Genomic DNA, 19274 nt, shown 5'->3' with positions numbered 1-19274 from the left:
CTCATGACCGTTCAGGATGCACGCACGCCTGCTGTCGATCAGAACACCGGCCAGGGCGAGCGCGAGCCGGGCTGGCACAAGGGGTATGTCGAGGGTTCACGCCCCGATCTCCGGGTGCCGGTTCGACAAGTTCACCTCACCAATGGCAGGGATGTGACGCTTTATGACACATCCGGCCCCTATACCGATCCCGCGATCATGACCGATGTACGTCGTGGACTGGCACCGCTGCGAGAGAACTGGATCATCGCCCGGGGCGACACCGAGGAGTACGCGGGCCGTCCGGTCCGCCCGGAGGACGACGGGATCAAGCACACCGCGCCGCGCGGCGGGCTCCGGAATCTCGACGCGGTCTTCCCCGGCCGTCCGCGCCAGCCCCGCCGGGGCCGGGCCGGACAGGCGGTGACCCAGCTGGCGTACGCCCGCCGGGGCGAGATCACGCCGGAGATGGAGTACGTGGCCATCCGGGAGAACGTCTCTCCCGAGGTGGTGCGCGAGGAGATAGCGGCGGGCCGGGCGGTGATGCCGGTCAACGTCAATCACCCGGAGATCGAGCCGATGATCATCGGCAAGCGCTTCCTGGTTAAGGTCAACGCCAATATCGGCAACTCCGCGGTCACCTCCTCCATCGAGGAGGAGGTCGAGAAGATGACGTGGGCCACGCGCTGGGGCGCGGACACGGTGATGGACCTCTCGACGGGACGCAATATCCACACCGCCCGTGAGTGGGTGCTGCGTAATTCCCCCGTGCCGATCGGCACCGTTCCGCTTTATCAGGCGCTGGAGAAGGTCGACGGCAAGGCCGAGGAGCTGAGCTGGGAGATCTACAAGGACACGGTCATCGAGCAGGCCGAGCAGGGCGTCGACTACATGACGGTGCACGCGGGTGTGCTGCTGCGGTACGTCCCGCTGACCGCGCGCCGTAAGACCGGCATCGTCTCGCGCGGCGGCTCCATCATGGCCGCCTGGTGTCTGGCGCACCACAAGGAGTCGTTCCTCTACGAGAACTTCGAGGAACTCTGCGAGATCCTCGCCGCGTACGACGTCACCTACTCGCTCGGGGACGGGCTGCGGCCCGGATCGATCGCGGACGCCAACGACGAGGCGCAGTTCGCGGAGTTGAGGACGCTCGGGGAACTCAACCGGATCGCCAAGCGTTTTCAGGTGCAGACGATGATCGAGGGCCCCGGGCATGTCCCGATGCACAAGATCAAGGAGAACATCGACCTCCAGCAGGAGATCTGCGAGGAGGCCCCCTTCTATACGCTCGGCCCGCTCACGACGGATGTGGCGCCCGCGTATGACCACATCACCTCCGGCATCGGGGCGGCGATGATCGCCTGGTGGGGCACGGCCATGCTCTGCTACGTCACGCCCAAGGAGCATCTGGGCCTGCCGAACCGGGACGATGTGAAGACCGGAGTGATCACCTACAAGATCGCCGCGCATGCGGCGGACCTTGCCAAGGGGCACCCGGGCGCTCAGGAGTGGGACGACGCGCTCTCCGACGCGCGCTTCGAGTTCCGGTGGGAGGACCAGTTCAATCTGGCTCTCGATCCGGATACGGCACGGGAGTTCCATGACGAGACCCTGCCGGCCGAACCGGCGAAGACGGCGCATTTCTGCTCGATGTGCGGTCCGAAGTTCTGCAGTATGAAGATCTCCCAGGACATCAGAAGGCAGCACGGGGAGTCGCAGCAGGAGATCGAGGACGGCATGGCGGAGAAGTCCAGGGAGTTCGCCCAGGCGGGCAACCGGGTGTATCTGCCGATCGCGGACTGACGGCTTCCGGCTCGGCGGCATCCTGTCGGAGGTCCCGGTCGTTCGCACCGTCTGACCGTCTGACCGTCTGACCGTCTGACCGTCTGACCGTCTGACCGTCCGGTACCCGGACCTGCGGGCCGTATGGCCCAGGTCCGGGTCCGGGCCTGGGTCTGGGTCTGGGTGCCGGGCCGGAGGTCAATCCGACTGGTGCTCAGGGCCGCTGAAGTCGGGGCTGGTGAAATCCGGGCTGGTGAACGTGGGGCGTCGGCCCGCTGGAGAGCCTTCGCTCGGGCTGGAGTAGTCCGGCCCGCTGTAGCTCGCCTTCGGTATACGGCTCACCGGGCGCGGCGGATTCTTGGACTGCGGGTCGGCGCTGGGATCCGACAGCGCTGCCCGCAGGAAAGGCAGAATGCCCCGCTCCAGAAGAGCGTGCCGCCAGGCGTCTTTGGCGCGGGCCAGCTCGTCGGGAAGCTCGTCGGTCGTCTCCTCCGCCGTGACCTGGGTCGTGCTGTTGCGCAGGGCAGTGGTCAGCAGGGCGATGGCGGCGAACAGCATGGCGGCAGCCGTCAGCGCCGTGAAGAACCAGCCCGCCGCCACCAGGGAGGTCGCGAAGGAAGGGGCGGGGTCGAGCATTCTCAGCAGATAGCCGATGAGCAGGAATATCAGTGCCGCCGTCCCGGCGAGGACCGGGGCGAGCACAGTGATCACGGCCATCGGTCCGGCGCCGTTCCCATCCGCCTCCTCGCCTTCGGCGGGCGAGAGCAGGGAATGGTGCACGGAGGCAGCGGCCGTGGGAGAGCGCATCTCCTCGCGGATTCTTGTGTAGTGCTCGTACTCGGCTGCGGCGGCACTGGTGATGAGTGTCGTCGCGTTCAGGGCCATGGTGCGCAGCTGGGTGGCGTTGAGCCGTTGCCCCATGGCGGCGAGATCCGGACTGTCATCTGCGTTGCGCAGTGCGTCGTCGAGGATCCGCTCGAACTCTGCGCGGTCCTCGGTCAGCAGGTGCGGAGCGCTTCTCATGTGCATCCCCCGATGCTCCGTCGAGCCGAATTGTCCTTTGTCAAGCGGACAGTTGGGCGGAAACGGAGGAGAGCCTGCTTATGGATACGCCGATGGTAGAGCCGTGATGGCACCAGGTGACAGGGGGTTTGGGAATTTAGCGTGCAGGGGTTGGCTCAGTTGAGGATCGGCAGCTGGACGACAAGAAGTTTTCCGGCCATGGTCACGCCACCGTCCATGGCGATCGCGAGACCGTCCGCGTAGATATGCGGCCCTTCGACGACCGGGCGGTCGCCGTCCTCGCCGTCCTCGGTTCCGACCTCGCCCAGCAGATAGGGGATGGGGCTGTGGCCGTGCACGATACGGCTGCCGCCGTAGGTGGCGAGCAGTTCGCGTACGGCCTGGGGGCCCGCGCTGTCGCGGAAGGCGAAGCGCTTGGTGAGCTTGCGGAAGAGATCCCAGCATTCGTCGGCGTCATTGCGGGTGAGGATCTCGTGGACGGTCTCGTTGACGTCTTCGATCGTCGAGCCGTATTCGAGATACGCCGTGGTGTCGGAGTGCAGCAGCAGATGCCGGTCCTCCTCCACCACCGCGTCGAGGCGGGCCATCCACTGGAGATGGACGTCCTGGAGTCGGTCCATATCGGACTTCTGGCCGCCGTTGAGCAGCCAGGCGGCCTGGAAGGTGGCGGTTCCCGCACCGGAGTTGACGGGGGTGTCGCCGAATCGCTTGGCCCCGAGCAGCAGGAGCTCATGGTTGCCCATCAGGGCTTTGCAGTAACCGCCGGCCGCCGCCGCCTCGGCGGAGAGACGCATCACCAGATCGATGACGCCGATGCCGTCGGGGCCCCGGTCGGTGAAGTCGCCGAGGAACCAGAGGCGGGCGTTGCCCGCGGTCCAGTGGCCGTCGGCGTCGATGAGGCCCTGCGCGACGAGGGCGTCGACGAGTTCGTCGAGATATCCATGGACGTCGCCGACGACATAGAGCGGGCCCAGGCCGTCGGGGGCGGCGGACTCGCCCGTGGCGGGGCGCGTCAGGATCGAGCCGTCCGGACCGCGTCCGATCACCGGGAGGTCGCGCTCCGTGGGGGTGTATCCCTCGGGCATCTCGTCCTCCGGCACGGCGTTGCCGGGGTGGACCGAGTGCACGGCGGCCGGGTGCTGGACCTGCGGTGCGTAGGGCGGCGGCACCGGGGACGGGTGAGCGGCTGAAGTGGCCGGAGTGGCCGCAGTGGGCTGTGGAGCGTGCTGCGGTGCGGGGGGAACGGGGTCCGGGTGCGCCGAGGGGGAGACCTGGGCCATGGCATCCGGGTGCGCCGGTTGGGGTGCCTGAGGCATGGCATCCGGGTGGGACGCCTGGGTCTGGGCCATCGGGTCCGGGTGGGCCGGCTGAGTGGCCTGGGGCATCGGGGCCTGGGCGGGCACCCGGGGCGGCGCCTCGGGCTGGGGCTGGTCGTCGGGAGTCTGCGACTGAACGGGTACCTGCGCATACGGCGGAACGCGGAAATCGCGCAATGTCGCCGTCCGCACCACGGGTCCCTGACCGGCCCCCTGAGTCATCGACCCCTCCACCACCGTCGCGCCGCCGTTCACCTCTCGGCCCAGCCTGGTCGGGGTGGTCCGCGGTGTCGTCCGCCCATCATAGGAATGAGGCCCGCGCTCTGTGACGCACCAGGGGTGGTGAATCCTTCCGCACCCCTGATGCGTCGGCTGTTTCGTCCGTATTGAGAGGTCTAGTCCGGTGCTGGGGAGCGCGGTGCGCTCACTGTGGTCCGCGGGGAGCGGCGCTGTGAGGACGTCCGGATGATCAATTCAGTCGGTATCACCTGTTCGACCGGCCGGTCCACGTCGACCGCTTCGATCGCGTCGATGAGGAGCTGGACGACCGCCGTGCCGATCCTGCGCGGTTTGAGGGAGAGCGTGGTGATGGGCGGTTCGGTGGTGGCGTACACCGTCGATTCGCTGCAGCAGACCAGCAGCAGATCATCGGGGACGCGGAGTCCGTACCGCCGGGCGGCGGCGAGCAGATCGGTGCCGTTGGGGTCGAAGAGTCCGTACACGGCGTCGGGCCGGTCGGGGCGGGCGAGCAGCCGATCGGCGGCCACGGCTCCGGCGCAGGGGTCATGGGCGGGGTAGGACTCATAGACCGGGTCCTGGCCCACCCGCTCGCACCAGCGGAGATACGCGGTGGTCGACAGCCGGGTGTAGGTGTCGGTGGTGGTGCCGGTGAGAAGCCCGATTCTGCGGGCTCCGGCGTCGGCTAGATGGTCGAGGAGATCGAGGACCGCGGCTTCGTGGTCGTTGTCGACCCAGGCGGTGACCGGGAGGGTGCCGGCCGGGCGGCCGTCGGAGACGACGGGCAGCCCTTGGCGGACCAGCTCGGTGACGACCGGGTCGTGGTCGGAGGGATCGATGACGATCGTGCCGTCGAGGGCGACATTCGACCAGACGTCGTGACGTGAGGTGGCGGGGAGGATCACCAGCGCGTAGCCGCGGGCGAGCGCGGCCGAGGTCGCTGCTCTCGCCATCTCGGCGAAGTAGGCGAACTCCGTGAAGGTGAAAGGTTCATCCCCGTATGTCGTCACGGTCAGGCCGATGAGCCCCGACTTTCCGGTACGGAGGGTGCGGGCCGCGGCCGATGGGCGATAGCCCAGCCGGTCGGCGACCTCGCGGACATGCCGGCGGGTGGCGTCGGGGAGCCGGCCTTTCCCGTTGAGCGCGTCGGAGACAGTCGTGATGGAGACACCGGCTGCGGCGGCGACGTCTCGGATGCCCGCCCGACCTTGCCGGCTCCCCCGGCGGGATGTGTCCGTCCGGCTCACCTGGTGTTTCCCTGCTGCTGTCATGGCGAGCCGATAGTAGGGCTCGCATGGGCGGTTGGGCCGGTCGCATATTCACTCGTTGACAGGCACGTTTCTGCATGATCGTAACCCATCAACTGCCTTAGAAAGTAAAGGAGTTGAACGTTACATCTATTGCGTCTGGGGTGTCCGGTTGCATAGACCTGGTGAGTAGTCGATGTATCGGGGAGGTATCAACTCACCTCTACGGGGGATGCGCGCCACGGAGCGAGCTACCGGCGTGCGCCAGGGAAACGAGCGCTCCCCCCTCTTTCTGCGCGGGGGGATGCGCATTCCCTTCCGGCCGTACGCGTACGGCCGGAATCCTCATAAGGTGAGCAGCATTGGTGTTGGTTCCGTGATGCACGGACGGTCGAGGAGGACCCGCGGTGAGCGAGACGAGCCCCAAACTGCGCGCCGAGCTGGACGGCATCCCCACATACAAGCCGGGCAGGCCCGCGGCTGCCGACGGTCCGGTCGCGTTCAAGCTGTCGTCCAACGAGAATCCCTATCCGCCGCTGCCGGGCGTGATGGAGACCGCGATCGCCGCGGCGCACACCTTCAACCGCTATCCGGACATGGCCTGCACCGCACTGGTGAACGAGCTGGCGGACCGTTTCGGTGTGCCGGTGGAGCATCTGGCGACGGGTACGGGATCGGTGGGCGTCGCCCAGTCGCTGGTTCAGGCCACCTCGGGCCCGGGCGATGAGATCGTCTACGCCTGGCGGTCCTTCGAGGCATATCCGATCATCTCCCAGATCAGCGGTGCCGCGTCGGTGCGGGTGCCGCTGACCGCTGGTGAGGTGCACGATCTGGACGCGATGGCGGACGCGGTCACCGAACGGACCCGACTGATCTTCGTCTGCAACCCCAACAATCCGACCGGCACCGTGGTGCGCCGGGCCGAGCTGGAGCGGTTCCTCGACCGGGTTCCCTCGGATGTCCTGGTGGTGCTGGACGAGGCGTACCGGGAGTTCAACCGGGACCCCGAGGTCCCGGACGGCGTCGAGATCTACCGCGACCGCCCCAATGTCGCGGTGCTGCGCACCTTCTCCAAGGCGTACGGTCTGGCGGGGCTGCGGGTCGGTTTCGCGATCGCCCATGAGCCGGTGGCCGCCGCGCTGCGGAAGACGGCGGTGCCCTTCGGGGTGTCCCAGCTCGCGCAGGACGCGGCGGTGGCCTCGCTCCGCGCCGAGGATGAGCTGCTGGGCCGGGTGGGCTCGCTGGTCTGCGAGCGGACCCGGGTCCACGAGACCCTGGTGAAGCAGGGCTGGACCGTGCCCCCGACCCAGGCGAACTTCGTCTGGCTGCGGCTCGGCGAGCGGACGGTCGAGTTCGCCGCCGCCTGTGAGAAGGCGGGGGTGATGGTGCGGCCGTTCCCGGGGGAGGGAGTAAGGATCACCATCGGCGAGGACGAGGCCAACGATCTCTTTCTGCGCACCGCGGACGCGTTCCGTAACGGAGGGTAGGAGCGCGCCCCGGGAAGGCTGAAGCGCGTCCCGGGAAAGCCCGCGCCTCGGGAAAGCCCGCGCCCCGGGAACGTCCCGGGCAGGCGGAAGCGCTCAGCCCGCCTCTTCTCAGCCCGCTGCCCCGGACCGGTCCGCCGGTCCGGGGCAGTGCTGTGTCCGCTCTCCGGGCGGTCCGGCGCGTAGGGGGTACCCCGGTCTTCAGTGCGGATCCTGTGTGAGACATAATTGCTTGTGAATGTGAACGCGTTCACAAGCGTGTCCTGTTCATCCCGCGATCGCTGGGATTAATCAGGCAAACTGCCGATCGACCTCGTCGATGTAAGGAGATGACGACGTGGACTTGGCTTTGGCGCCGGAGACCTTGGCGCGATGGCAGTTCGGTATCACCACCGTCTACCACTTCCTGTTCGTCCCGCTGACGATCTCCCTCGCCGCGCTCACCGCGGGCCTCCAGACCGCCTGGGTCCGCACGAGCAAGGAGAAGTACCTCAAGGCGACGAAGTTCTGGGGCAAGCTCTTCCTGATCAACATCGCCATGGGTGTGGTCACGGGAATCGTGCAGGAGTTCCAGTTCGGAATGAACTGGTCCGACTACTCGCGATTCGTCGGCGACATCTTCGGCGCCCCGCTCGCCTTCGAGGCGCTGATCGCGTTCTTCTTCGAGTCCACCTTCATCGGCCTGTGGATCTTCGGCTGGGACAAGCTCCCCAAGAGGGTCCATCTGGCCTGCATCTGGATGGTCTCGATCGGCACCGTCCTCTCGGCGTACTTCATCCTGGCCGCCAACTCCTGGATGCAGCACCCCGTCGGCTACCGCATCAACGAGGAGCGCGGCCGGGCCGAGCTCACCGACTTCTGGCAGGTGCTCAGCCAGGACACCGCGGTCACTCAGTTCTTCCACACCATCACGGCCGCCTTCCTCGTCGGCGGCGCGTTCATGGTCGGTATCGCCGCCTACCATCTGGCCCGCAAGAAGCACATCCCCGTGATGCGGACCTCGCTGCGGCTCGGCCTGGTCACCGTGATCTTCGCCGGAATGCTCACCGCTGTCAGCGGCGACTTCCTCGGCAAGGTCATGTTCAAGCAGCAGCCGATGAAGATGGCCGCGGCCGAGGCCCTGTGGGACGGCGAGGCCCCCGCCCCCTTCTCGCTCTTCGCCTACGGAGACGTGGACAAGGGCCACAACAAGGTCGCCATAGAGATCCCGGGCGTGCTGTCCTTCCTCGCCAACGGCGACTTCCACTCGTACGTCCCCGGAATCAACGACATCAACAAGTCCGAGCAGGAGAAGTTCGGCCCGGGTGACTACCGGCCCAATATCCCCGTCGCCTACTGGGGCTTCCGCTGGATGATCGGCTTCGGGATGGCGTCCTTCGCCATCGGGCTGCTCGGCCTCTGGCTCACCCGCAAGAAGTTCCTGCTGCCGCAGGCGCTGCGGACGGGTGAGGACGAAGTGCCGAATCTGGTGCTCTTCCGCAAGAAGGCGCTCAGCCCGCGATTCTCCCGCTGGTACTGGATCGTCGCCCTGTGGACCATGACCTTCCCGTTGATCGCCACCTCATGGGGCTGGATCTTCACCGAGATGGGGCGGCAGCCCTGGGTGGTCTATGGAGTGCTGCGCACCAGTGACGCGGTCTCCCCCGGCGTCTCCCAGGGCGAGGTGCTCACCTCGATGATCATCTTCACCCTGCTCTACGCGGTGCTCGCCGTGATCGAGGTCAAGCTCATGGTGAAGTACGTCAAGCTGGGACCGCCCGAGCTCACCGAGGCGGACCTCAACCCGCCCACCAAGATCGGCGGCGACGACCGCGATCCCGACCGGCCGATGGCCTTCTCGTACTGAGGCCCTGAGGAGCTGCTGAGGCATGGAACTCCACAACGTCTGGTTCGTCCTGATCGCCGTCCTGTGGATCGGCTACTTCTTCCTCGAAGGCTTTGACTTCGGGGTCGGCGTCCTGACCAAACTGCTCGCCCGCGACCGCAAGGAGCGGCGGGTATTGATCAACACCATCGGTCCCGTCTGGGACGGCAACGAGGTATGGCTGCTCTCCGCGGGCGGCGCCACCTTCGCCGCCTTCCCCGAGTGGTACGCCACCCTCTTCTCCGGCTTCTATCTGCCGCTGCTGCTCATCCTGATCTGTCTGATCGTGCGCGGGGTGTCCTTCGAATACCGCCACAAGCGGCCCGAGGAGCGCTGGCAGAGCAACTGGGAGAACGCGATCTTCTGGACCTCGCTGCTTCCGGCCTTCCTCTGGGGTGTGGCCTTCGGGAACATCGTGCGGGGAGTCAAGATCAACAGTGAGATGGAGTACGTCGGCAACGTCTTCGACCTGCTCAACGCCTACTCGCTGCTCGGCGGACTGGTGACGCTCTCCCTCTTCACCTTCCACGGCACGGTCTTCGTCGCACTGAAGACCGTGGGGGACATCCGGGGGCGGGCCAGGGCGCTGGCGCTCAAGCTGGGGCTGGTCACGGCCGTGCTCGCGCTCGGCTTCCTGATCTGGACCCAGGGTATGCACGGAGACGGCAGCAGCCTGGTCGCGATGATCATCGCGGTGGCGGCGCTGGTGGCCGCCATCGTGGCGAACCAGGCCGGACGCGAGGGCTGGTCGTTCGCCTTCTCCGGGGTGACCATCATCGCCGCGGTCGGAATGCTCTTCCTGACGCTCTTCCCGAACGTCATGCCGTCCTCGCTCAACGATGCCTGGAACCTCACGGTCACCAACGCTTCGTCGACCCCGTATACGCTGAAAATCATGACCTGGTGTGCGGGTATCGCCACCCCGGTCGTGCTGCTCTACCAGGGCTGGACGTACTGGGTGTTCCGTAAGCGGATCGGTACCCAGCACATCGCCGACGCCCACTAGCCATGCCTATCGGTCCTATCGGCTCCATTGGCCCTATCGGTCCCATCGGCAGGGGATGTTTCACGTGAAACCGATCGACCCGCGTCTGCTCCGATACGCCCGGGCCACCCGTGGCTTTCTGCTCGCGGTGGTGCTCCTCGGACTTGTCGGAGCGGCGCTGGTCGTCGCCCAGGCGATGCTGATCGCCGAGACGGTGGTGGGAGCCTTCGAGAAGGGGCTCTCCGCCGCCGACCTCATGACTCCGCTGGTGCTGCTGGCGGCGGTCGCGGTCGGCCGGGCGGCGGTCTCCTGGCTGACCGAGCTCGCCGCGCACCGCGCCGGCGCCGCGGTCAAATCCGAGCTGCGGGAACGGCTGCTGGCTCGCGCCACCGAACTCGGTCCCGGCTTTCTGAGCGGTCAGCGCACCGGATCGCTGGTCGCCCTCGCCACCCGTGGCATCGACGCGCTGGACGACTACTTCTCGCGCTATCTGCCGCAGCTGGGCCTCGCGGTAGTGGTGCCGGTGGCGGTGCTTGCGCGCATCGTCACCGAGGACTGGGTGTCCGCCGCCATCATCGTGGTCACCCTGCCGCTGATCCCGATCTTCATGGTCCTCATCGGCTGGGCCACCCAGACCCGGATGGACCGCCAGTGGCGGCTGCTGTCCAGGCTCTCGGGCCACTTCCTGGACGTGGTCGCCGGACTGCCGACCCTCAAGGTCTTCGGGCGGGCCAAGGCCCAGGCCGAGTCGATCCGCTCCATCACCTCGGAGTACCGGCGGGCCACCATGCGCACGCTGCGTATCGCCTTCATCTCCTCCTTCGCCCTGGAGCTGCTCTCCACCCTCTCCGTCGCCCTGGTCGCCGTCACCATCGGCATGCGGCTGGTCCACGGCGATATGGATCTCTATACGGGGCTGGTCATCCTGATTCTGGCTCCGGAGGCGTATCTGCCGATCCGGACGGTCGGGACGCAGTACCACGCGGCTGCCGAAGGGCTCTCGGCCGCCGAGGAGATCTTCGCCGTTCTGGAGACCGAGCCGCGTGCCGGCGGTACACACGAGCCGCCGGCGGACTCACGCCTGGAGCTCGACGCGGTGACCGTCCGCCATACGGGGCGGGCGGAACCTTCGCTGGACGCCGCGTCGCTGACCGTGGAACCAGGGGAGACCGTCGCCCTGGTCGGCCCGAGCGGCATCGGCAAGTCCACCCTGCTCGATGTGGTGCTCGGCTTCACCGAACCCACCGAGGGCCGGATACGCATCGGAGGCACCGACCTCCGGGACCTCGACCTCGCTCGCTGGCACGAGCGGATCGCCTGGGTGCCCCAGCGGCCCTGTCTCTTCGCGGGAACGGTCGCCGAGAACGTACGACTGGCCCGGCCGGACGCCGACGACGGAGCCGTGGAAAGCGCGCTGCGGGACGCCGGGGCCTACGAGTTCATCACCGCGCTCCCCGAAGGCATGGAGACCGTGCTCGGGGAGGACGGCGCGGGACTCTCGGCGGGCCAGCGCCAGCGGATCGCCCTGGCCAGGGCCTTTCTCGCCGATCGGCCCCTGCTGCTGCTCGATGAGCCCACCGCGGCCCTGGACGGGGAGACCGAAGCGGGCCTGGTCGAGGCCGTACGCAGACTGACGGCGGGACGGACCGTGCTGCTGGTGGTCCACCGGCCCGCGCTGCTCGCCGTGGCCGACCGGGTGGTCACCCTCACCCGCACCACCCCGTCCGGCGGCGGCACGGAGACCGGGGCCGTACGCGCCACCGCGCCGTCCGGCACCGGCGCGGAGACGGCGGCGCTGGCGGACGAGGACCGGTACGACTTCACCGGGGCCGCCGACACCGGCACCCCGGCCCTCACCCGCGTACGGAACGCGGCCCGCGAGCAGCGGTCCCGGTTCGGGCTCGGGCTGCTGCTGGGCACTCTCGCGCTGGGATCCGCCGTCGGCCTCATGGCCGTCTCCGGCTATCTCATCTCCCGGGCCTCCGAACAGCCGCCCGTGATGTATCTGATGATGGCCGTCACCGCCACCCGCGCCTTCGGCATCGGCCGGGCCGTCTTCCGCTACGCCGAACGAGTGGTCTCCCACGACGCCGTGCTGCGGATGCTCGCCGGGCTGAGGGTCGCGGTCTACGGCCGTCTGGAGCGCATCGCCCCCGCCGGACTGCGGCGGAGCAGACGCGGCGATCTGCTCTCCCGGCTCGTCGCCGATGTGGACGCCCTCCAGGACTACTGGCTCCGCTGGCTGCTGCCGGTGGGCGCGGCCGTGGCGGTCGGCGTCGCATCGGTCGGGTTCACCGCCTGGCTGCTGCCCGAGGCCGGGGCCGTCCTCGCGGTGGGACTGCTCGCCGCGGGGCTCGCCGTACCCCTGCTCAGCGGGGCGGTCGCCCGCCGCGCCGAGCGGCAGCTCGCCCCGGCCCGCGGGGTGCTCGCCACCCGTCTGGTCGATCTGCTGCGCGGGACCGCCGAACTCACCGTCGCCGGAGCGCTGGGGAACCGGCTGGAAGGAGCGCGTGAGGCCGACCGCCGGCTGACCGGGATCGCTTCCCGGGGGGCGGCGGCCACCGCACTCGGCAGCGGACTCACCAGCCTCGCCTGCGGACTGACCGTCGTCTTCGCCACACTCGCCGGAGTGCGGGCGGTGGCGGACGGACGGCTCGACGGTGTGCTGCTCGCGGTCGTCGTGCTCACCCCGCTCGCCGCCTTCGAAGCCGTCAACGGTCTGCCGCTGGCCGTTCAGTACCGGCAGCGGGTCAAGCGCAGCGCCGAGCGGGTGTACGAGGTGCTGGACGCGCCCGTTCCCGTACACGAGCCGAAGCAGCCGGCCGCCGCCCCGGCCACACCGTTCCCGCTCCGGGTGCGGGGGCTGCGGGCCCGGTATCCGGAGGCCGGCCGCGATGCGCTCGACGGCCTGGATCTCACGCTCACGGCGGGCGTCCGTATCGCCGTCGTCGGAGCCTCGGGCTCCGGGAAGACCACGCTCGCCCAGGTGCTGCTGCGCTTCCTGGACACCCGCGAGGGCGCCTATACGGTCGGCGGGGTGGCCGCGGACGCGCTGGCGGGCGACGAGGTCCGGCGGCTGGTCGGGCTCTGTGCCCAGGACGCCCATGTCTTCGACAGCTCGGTACGGGAGAACCTCAAGCTCGCGCGCACGGAGGCGACGGAGGAGGAGCTGCGCCGGGCGCTGGCGGAGGCGCGGCTGCTGGAGTGGGTCGACGAACTGCCCGATGGGCTCGACACCCTGGTGGGCGAGCATGGGGCGCAGCTCTCCGGCGGTCAGCGGCAGCGGCTCGCGCTGGCCCGCGCGCTGCTGGCCGACTTCCCCGTGCTCGTCCTGGACGAGCCCGCCGAGCATCTCGATCTGGCGACCGCCGACGCGCTGACGGCGGATCTGCTGGCGGCCACCGAGGGGCGTACGGCCCGGGGCGCGGCGACCGTGCTGATCACACATCGGCTGCGGGGGCTCGACACGGTGGACGAGATCGTCGTACTGGAGGACGGCCGGGCGGTGCAGCGCGGTACCTATGCGGAGCTGGCCGGGGCCGAGGGGCCGCTGCGGCGGATGCTGGAGCGGGAGCGGGCCGCGGATCTGCTCGGGGCGGGGGCCTCGGGGGCGGGTGGCTGAGCCGGCGAGGGGTTGAGCCCGCGGGTGGTTGAACCGGAAGCGGTTGGACCGGCGAGGGGCCGGGCCCTCCCGCCCGGAAGCGGTTGGACCGGTGGGCGGCTCCGGGCGGGAGGGCTCGGCGTCGCCCGCCGGGCCGGGGCCGGGGAGGCCGGTTAGGGAGCCGGGTCCAGGGAGCCGGGCCCGGCGACCGGAAGCGCCTCAGCGGCACCGCCCTTCGGCGTCACTCCTTCGGGAAGCAGCCGACTTTCCTCCCTAAAACGGAATTACTAGGCTCAAGAGCATGACCGTGCCCGAACCGAAGGACGCCAAGGACCCGCTCGAAGCCGCGACCGTGGCGACCCGCAGTCTCCAGGGCCTGTCCACCGAGCTGACGGCCCGCGTCCCCCAGCTGCTGGAAGCCATGCGTTCCGTCGGGACCGGTCTGGAACTGCACTCCACACTCGACCGGATCTGCGAGACCGCCGCCGAGCTCGCCGACGCCCGCTATGCCGCCATCGGCGTCGTGGACGAGGAGGGCAGGGGCCTCTCCGACTTCGTGACCTACGGCGTCGGCGCCGAGACAGCCCGGCGGATCGGCCGCAGGCCGGACGGCCACCGGGGGCTGCTCGGCGCACTGATCCACGACCCCGCCCCGGTCAGACTCGCCGATCTGACCTCGGATCCGCGCTTCGCCGGATTCCCGGCGGGCCATCCGCCGATGCGGACCTTTCTCGGCGTCCCCATCCGGGTACAGGGCGAGATCTTCGGCAATCTCTATCTCGCGGAGAAGAACGGCGGGGGCGAGTTCAACGACTACGACCTCCATATGGTGCGCGTCCTCGCCACCGAGGCGGGCATCGCCATCGGCAATGCCCGCCTCTATGAGGCCGCCCGCCAGCGTGAGCGCTGGATCGACGGCTCGGTGGCGGTCACCACCGCCCTGCTCTCCGGCGGTGACGCCGACGACGCCCTGACCGTCGTCGCGGAACAGGCCCGCAGACTCGCCGACTCCGCCGCCGGGATCGTGCTGCTCCCCGCCAGGGAGGGCGGTCTGGAGATTGCGGCCGTGGCCTGTGACCGCCCCATCGGCACGCTGTTGGGCACGGTCGTTCCGGCGGAGAGTCCGCTGGTCGTCAAGTTGCTCGCCGGTGAAGCGGTGTTCGTCGTGGACGCGGCTGCCGACCCTCGGATGATCACCGGGTTCGCCGAGCGGTACGGGCCGAGCATGATGCTGCCGCTGCATAGCGGCGGACGGGTGCTGGGCGCGCTCGCCACCCCACGGGCGCGCGGCGCCCGCCCGTTCAGCGAGGCCGAGCGGACCCTCGCCACCCAGTTCGCCTCCCAGGCGGCGCTGGCGCTGATCATGGCGGAGGCGCAGCGCGACCGGGAGCGCCTCGCGGTGTACGAGGACCGCGACCGGATCGCCCGCGATCTGCACGATCTGGTGATCCAGCGGCTCTTCGCCACCGGGATGATGCTGGAGGGCGCACAGCGTAAATCGCTCGTGCCCGCCGTCCAGGACGGCGTCGGCAAGGCGGTCGACGAACTCGATGTGACCATTCAGGAGATCCGTACGGCCATCTTCGCGCTCCAGCAGGGCCCGGCCGAGGCGCCCTCGGGGCTGCGGACCAGGGTGCTGCGCGAGATCAACATGGCCGCCGTGCCCCTCGGCTTCACACCGGGGCACCGCTTCAACGGCCCGGTGGACACGGTCGTGGGAGAGCTCACCGGCAAGAACCTGATCGCGGCATTGCGGGAGGCGCTCTCCAACGCCTTCAGGCATGCCGGGGCCTCCCGTATCGATGTGGTCGTGGACGCCACCGTCAAGCTGCCCGACGGTTGTGACGGCGTACGGCTGACGGTCGCCGACGACGGGGTCGGCATCCCGGACGGCGGCAGACGGAGCGGGCTGCGCAATCTCGCCCGGCGGGCCGAGTCGCTCGGCGGTTCGAGCGTGTGCGGTCCGGGGATCGGGGCGGACGGGCAGGGGACCACGGTGCGCTGGGAGGCCCCGCTCTGACCGAAAGCCTCCGAAAGCCTCCGAAAGCCTTCCGCAGGGCCGGACGGAATCCTCCGCGGTGTTGGCGCCGGAGCACGCGAGCCCAGCGGAATCCGAGGCCCCCAGACGGTCCCCAGACGGTCCCCAGGCTCGGACACTGGGCCGGATGGCGGTACGACACGCGGTGCGGCACCTCGCGGGTACCCCGGTTCGCCCCGGTGCCGCGCGACGATCCCGGCATGTGGGTGAGACGCTGCGGCCGGCTGCCGCTCGTACCGATGGTGCTGTGCGCGCTGCTGCTGGGGCCCTCTTCCGCGGTGCCCGCGTGGGCGGCGGCCTCCGGGGTGGTGGGCGCGGATCCCGGCACCGAGGTGACACGGCTGTACGAGGAGACGGCGCGGGCCGCCGCCGCGTACGAACGGGGCAGACGGTCGGCCAAGGCCCAGCGGATCAGGGCGGGGGAGCTGCAGAAGCGGCTCGACCGCAGACGGCGCGAGCTCGCCGCGGTGCATGACGCCGTGGGCGCGGTCGCCCGGGCCCGCTACCGCACGGGCGGTCCGCTCTCCCTGACCGCCCGGCTGCTGTACGCGAGGGACCCCGAGGAGCTGCTGCTCGGCCGCCGCTACGCCATGCAGGCGGAGGACACCCTGAGCGGGCTGCTCGACCGGGCCCGGGAGGCCGCGCGGCGGCTCACGGTCGCGGAGGGGCGGGCCCGGGCCGCGTGGCGGGAGCTGGACCGGCGCAGAGCACGGCTGGCGGCGGCGCGGCGGACCATCGAGACCAGGCTGGAGGTCGCCCAGCGGACGCTCAGGGCGGAGGCGGTCCGCGACGCCGTCGTGGAGGTGTGCCCGGTACGTGCCCGGCGTCTTTCCGCGCCGCCGCCGGTACGCGGGACGCCGCCGAAGCCCGTGCCGGGGATTTTGGGGATTCCCGTGCCCGCGCGACCGTCCTTCGCCGAGACGGCCCTCCGAGCCGTACCGGGAGCCCGTTCGGGCGCCGTTCCGGTGCCGGTGGTGTTCACCGGCGACCGGAACGCGCGACCGCCGGCGCGGATCCGGATCGGCGGGTCCGCGCCGGAATCCGGTACGGCCGGGCGGGTCGTCGCGGCGCAGGCGTCCTGGGTGGCGCCGGTGGAGCGGTACCGCTTGTCGGCGGGTTTCGGCGGTGCGGGGAAGCGCTGGGAGCACCGGCACACCGGGCAGGACTTCGCGGTGGGAATCGGCACACCGGTGCGATCGGTGGGCGCGGGCCGGGTGTGGTCGGTCTCCTGCGGCGGACCCTTCGGCCTGGAGATCGTCGTACAGCACCCGGGCGGGTACTACACGCAGTACGCGCATCTGGCGTCGGCGGCCGTCGCCCGGGGCGACAGGGTGCATCCCGGGCGGCTGATCGGTCTGGCGGGCACCACGGGGAACTCGACCGGGCCGCATCTGCACTTCGAGGTCCGGCTGACGCCCTACCTCGGGTCGGGGGTGGATCCGGCGCACTGGCTGAGGGAGCGGGGCGTACGGGTGTGACGCCGTACCCCTTCTCGGGGTCCTGCACGCGGCCGGACACCAGGCCGGGCGCCAAGCCGGGCAGCGGGCCGTGCGACAGGCCGGACAGCAGGTGGACAGCGGGCCGGACACCGGATCGCGCGCCGTGAGAGACCGGCCGCGCGTCGGATCTCCTGCCGCGGATGCCAGGTCGTGCGTCAGACCTCGCGTCCTGGAAGACCGGCCAGGATCTGTTCGATGACCACCGCGACGCCGTCGTCGTTGTTGGCGACGGTACGGCCGGAGGCCGCGGCGAGCACATCGGGGTGGGCGTTGCCCATCGCGTACGACGTCCCCGCCCAGGTCAGCATCTCCACATCGTTGGGCATATCGCCGAACGCGACGACCTCGGCGGGGGAGATCCCGCGCTCGGCGCAGCAGAGCGCCAGGGTGCTGGCCTTGCTCACGCCCGGGCCGCTTATCTCCAGCAGGGCGGAGGGGCTCGACCGGGTGATGGAGGCGAGCGCGCCGGCGGCCGAACGGGCCAGGGTGAGGAAGGCGTCGGGGGCCAGCTCATGATGGTGGGCGAGCAGCTTGAGCACCGGGACGTCCGATCCGGACCGCTCCTCCTGGAGCAGTTTCTCGGCGACCGCGACGATGGTGCCGGGGTCATAGGAGATCTGCCGCGGATAGTGCGGCTCGTGGTGGAAGCCCATGGCCGTCTCGACTCCGAAGGAGACGCCGGGGGCGGCGGCGCGCAGGGCGTGCACGACGTCGAGAGCGGTCCCCCGCTCCAGGGCGTGCACCTTCAGCACCCGGCCGCCCGTGTGGAGATCCACCACGGCCGCGCCGTTGGCGCAGATCGCCAGCCCATGGCCGTGGACATGCTCGCTGACGACCCCCATCCAGCGGGCCGGGCGGCCGGTGACGAAGAACACCTCGATTCCCGCCTTCTCGGCGGCGGCGAGGGCGGCGACGGTGCGTTCCGAGACCGACTTGTCGTCGCGCAGCAGGGTTCCGTCCAGATCGGTGGCGATCAGCCGGGGGACTACGGCCACGGGCTGGGGATCGGTAGCAGAGGTCACCGTTCCATTCTCTCGTACACATCGCACGTGAGTACGGGAGGGCGCACATCCGAGTGCGCGAGCGGGGGTACACGGGGCTCGACGGTGAAGGTTGGCGTGGAAGGAGCGCGAAGGGGGAGCGCGCTGGCTGAATCCTGCTCTCCGGGGGCTTCGGAGGCTCCGGTGGCTCCGAGGGCTCCTGTTGCTCCGGGGCTCCGGGGTGCGTGATCCCTCCGGAGTGAAGAATGACTTATGGGGACATCGCCATCACTGGGCCCGTACGCTCGACGCATGCGTCTGAGCACCGTGATCCTCCCTGTCCGCCCCTGGTCCCAGGGCGGTCGCGATGAGTGGCTGCGCGCCGAGCAGCTCGGTTTCCACACCGCCTACACCTATGACCATCTGTCGTGGCGCACCTTCCGGTACGGCCCCTGGTACGGCGCGATCCCCACGCTGACCGCGGCTGCCGCCGCCACCGAGCGGATGCGTCTGGGGACCCTGGTCACCTCGCCGAACTTCCGTCATCCGGTGACCCTCGCCAAGGATCTGATCTCGCTGGACGACATCTCCGGCGGGCGGATCACGCTGGGCATCGGAGCGGGCGGCAAGAGTTTCGACGCCACGGCGCTGGGCCAGGAGGCATGGACGCCGAAGGAGCGGGCCGACCGGTTCGCCGAGTTTCTGCCGCTGCTGGACCGACTGCTGACCGAGCCCGCGGTGACCTCCCGCGGGACCTTCTACTCGGCGGTGGAGGCCCATAATCTCCCCGGCTGTGTGCAGCGGCCCCGGCTGCCGTTCGCGGTCGCCGCGACCGGGCCGCGCGGTATGCGGCTCGCGGCGGAGCACGGACGGGCGTGGGTGACCGCCGGTGATCCGGGGATCTTCGAGACGGGCACCCCGGCGGACTCCCGGGACGCGCTGCGCGGCCAGATCGAGAAGCTCGGCAAAGCGTGCGCCGACGCCGGGCGCGACGCGGCCGGGCTGGAGAAGGTCCTGCTCACCGGCTTCACACCGGACCGGGGCGTGCCGCTGGAGTCTCTGGACGCTTTTGTGGACTTCGCCGGCAGGCACTACGAGCTCGGGTTCACGGAGATCGTGATCCACGCCCCGATCCCGGACTCGGACTTCGCCGCGGATCAGGCCGTCTTCGAGCGGATCGCGACCGAGGCGCTCGCCCAGCTCCAGGGAGGCGCCGAGACCGTCCCGGCCGGCTGATCC

The 19274-nt window shown here is 69.8% G+C and carries 12 protein-coding genes; 8 read left to right on the top strand and 4 right to left on the bottom strand.

The annotated features are described in order from the left end of the window. The first annotated feature begins 3 nt into the window (after positions 1 to 3). Positions 4 to 1782 carry a phosphomethylpyrimidine synthase ThiC gene (gene thiC / locus FF041_RS03335; protein WP_153520950.1) on the top strand — a complete coding sequence of 593 codons (1779 nt, stop codon included), beginning with the start codon at positions 4 to 6 and terminating at the stop codon, positions 1780 to 1782. A 177-nt stretch (positions 1783 to 1959) separates the two neighbouring features. On the opposite strand, the gene FF041_RS03330 is transcribed toward thiC, so the two are convergent. From FF041_RS03330 to FF041_RS03320, 3 genes are all read right to left on the bottom strand, one after another. Continuing rightward, positions 1960 to 2790: a hypothetical protein gene (locus FF041_RS03330; protein ID WP_153520949.1), complete on the bottom strand. Its 831-nt coding sequence runs from the start codon at positions 2788 to 2790 to the stop codon at positions 1960 to 1962. 149 nt (positions 2791 to 2939) lie between these two features. Next, positions 2940 to 4337: a metallophosphoesterase gene (locus FF041_RS03325; RefSeq protein ID WP_323391130.1), complete on the bottom strand. Its 1398-nt coding sequence runs from the start codon at positions 4335 to 4337 to the stop codon at positions 2940 to 2942. A 158-nt stretch (positions 4338 to 4495) separates the two neighbouring features. Next, positions 4496 to 5608 carry a LacI family DNA-binding transcriptional regulator gene (locus FF041_RS03320; RefSeq protein WP_153485231.1) on the bottom strand — a complete coding sequence of 371 codons (1113 nt, stop codon included), beginning with the start codon at positions 5606 to 5608 and terminating at the stop codon, positions 4496 to 4498. A 383-nt stretch (positions 5609 to 5991) separates the two neighbouring features. Here FF041_RS03320 and hisC point away from each other — a divergent pair, with 383 nt between their 5' ends. From hisC to FF041_RS03290, 6 genes are all read left to right on the top strand, one after another. After that, positions 5992 to 7071, top strand: coding sequence for a histidinol-phosphate transaminase (gene hisC / locus FF041_RS03315; protein ID WP_323372019.1), 1080 nt, complete (start codon positions 5992 to 5994; stop codon positions 7069 to 7071). A gap of 334 nt (positions 7072 to 7405) precedes the next feature. Then, on the top strand, positions 7406 to 8914 hold the full coding sequence (locus FF041_RS03310) for a cytochrome ubiquinol oxidase subunit I (protein ID WP_323391095.1): 1509 nt from the start codon (positions 7406 to 7408) through the stop codon (positions 8912 to 8914). Between the two features lie 22 nt (positions 8915 to 8936). Beyond that, on the top strand, positions 8937 to 9938 hold the full coding sequence (cydB, locus tag FF041_RS03305; protein ID WP_153485232.1) for a cytochrome d ubiquinol oxidase subunit II: 1002 nt from the start codon (positions 8937 to 8939) through the stop codon (positions 9936 to 9938). 64 nt (positions 9939 to 10002) lie between these two features. After that, positions 10003 to 13539: a thiol reductant ABC exporter subunit CydD gene (cydD, locus tag FF041_RS03300; protein ID WP_323391093.1), complete on the top strand. Its 3537-nt coding sequence runs from the start codon at positions 10003 to 10005 to the stop codon at positions 13537 to 13539. 280 nt (positions 13540 to 13819) lie between these two features. Continuing rightward, entirely contained in the window at positions 13820 to 15538 is a 1719-nt protein-coding gene (locus FF041_RS03295) for a GAF domain-containing sensor histidine kinase (protein ID WP_153520946.1), read from the top strand. Between the two features lie 218 nt (positions 15539 to 15756). Then, positions 15757 to 17034 (top strand): peptidoglycan DD-metalloendopeptidase family protein, encoded by a 1278-nt coding sequence (locus tag FF041_RS03290; protein ID WP_228388009.1) that lies wholly within the window; start codon positions 15757 to 15759, stop codon positions 17032 to 17034. Positions 17035 to 17210: 176 nt separating this feature from the next. Here the strand turns inward: FF041_RS03290 and FF041_RS03285 are convergent, their stop codons facing one another. Continuing rightward, positions 17211 to 18077 (bottom strand): Cof-type HAD-IIB family hydrolase, encoded by an 867-nt coding sequence (locus tag FF041_RS03285; protein WP_323391091.1) that lies wholly within the window; start codon positions 18075 to 18077, stop codon positions 17211 to 17213. A gap of 270 nt (positions 18078 to 18347) precedes the next feature. Between FF041_RS03285 and FF041_RS03280 the strand changes: the two genes are divergently transcribed. Then, on the top strand, positions 18348 to 19271 hold the full coding sequence (locus FF041_RS03280) for an LLM class flavin-dependent oxidoreductase (RefSeq protein WP_153520945.1): 924 nt from the start codon (positions 18348 to 18350) through the stop codon (positions 19269 to 19271). Positions 19272 to 19274 lie beyond the last annotated feature (3 nt).

Source organism: Streptomyces jumonjinensis (assembly GCF_009600885.1).
In the GTDB taxonomy this organism is placed as follows: domain Bacteria; phylum Actinomycetota; class Actinomycetes; order Streptomycetales; family Streptomycetaceae; genus Streptomyces; species Streptomyces jumonjinensis.
The sequence above is the reverse complement of the archived record's forward strand: the minus strand, read 5'-3'. Positions and strand labels throughout refer to the sequence as shown.

Excerpts from the sequence above, each read along its gene's own strand:
- FF041_RS03320 (WP_153485231.1), bottom strand. The coding sequence starts at position 5,608 with ATGACAGCAGCAGGGAAACACCAGGTGAGCCGGACGGACACATCCCGC.
- FF041_RS03280 (WP_153520945.1), top strand. The coding sequence starts at position 18,348 with ATGCGTCTGAGCACCGTGATCCTCCCTGTCCGCCCCTGGTCCCAGGGC.
- FF041_RS03295 (WP_153520946.1), top strand. The coding sequence starts at position 13,820 with ATGACCGTGCCCGAACCGAAGGACGCCAAGGACCCGCTCGAAGCCGCG.
- FF041_RS03330 (WP_153520949.1), bottom strand. The coding sequence starts at position 2,790 with ATGCACATGAGAAGCGCTCCGCACCTGCTGACCGAGGACCGCGCAGAG.
- cydB (WP_153485232.1), top strand. The coding sequence starts at position 8,937 with ATGGAACTCCACAACGTCTGGTTCGTCCTGATCGCCGTCCTGTGGATC.
- FF041_RS03290 (WP_228388009.1), top strand. The coding sequence starts at position 15,757 with ATGTGGGTGAGACGCTGCGGCCGGCTGCCGCTCGTACCGATGGTGCTG.
- thiC (WP_153520950.1), top strand. The coding sequence starts at position 4 with ATGACCGTTCAGGATGCACGCACGCCTGCTGTCGATCAGAACACCGGC.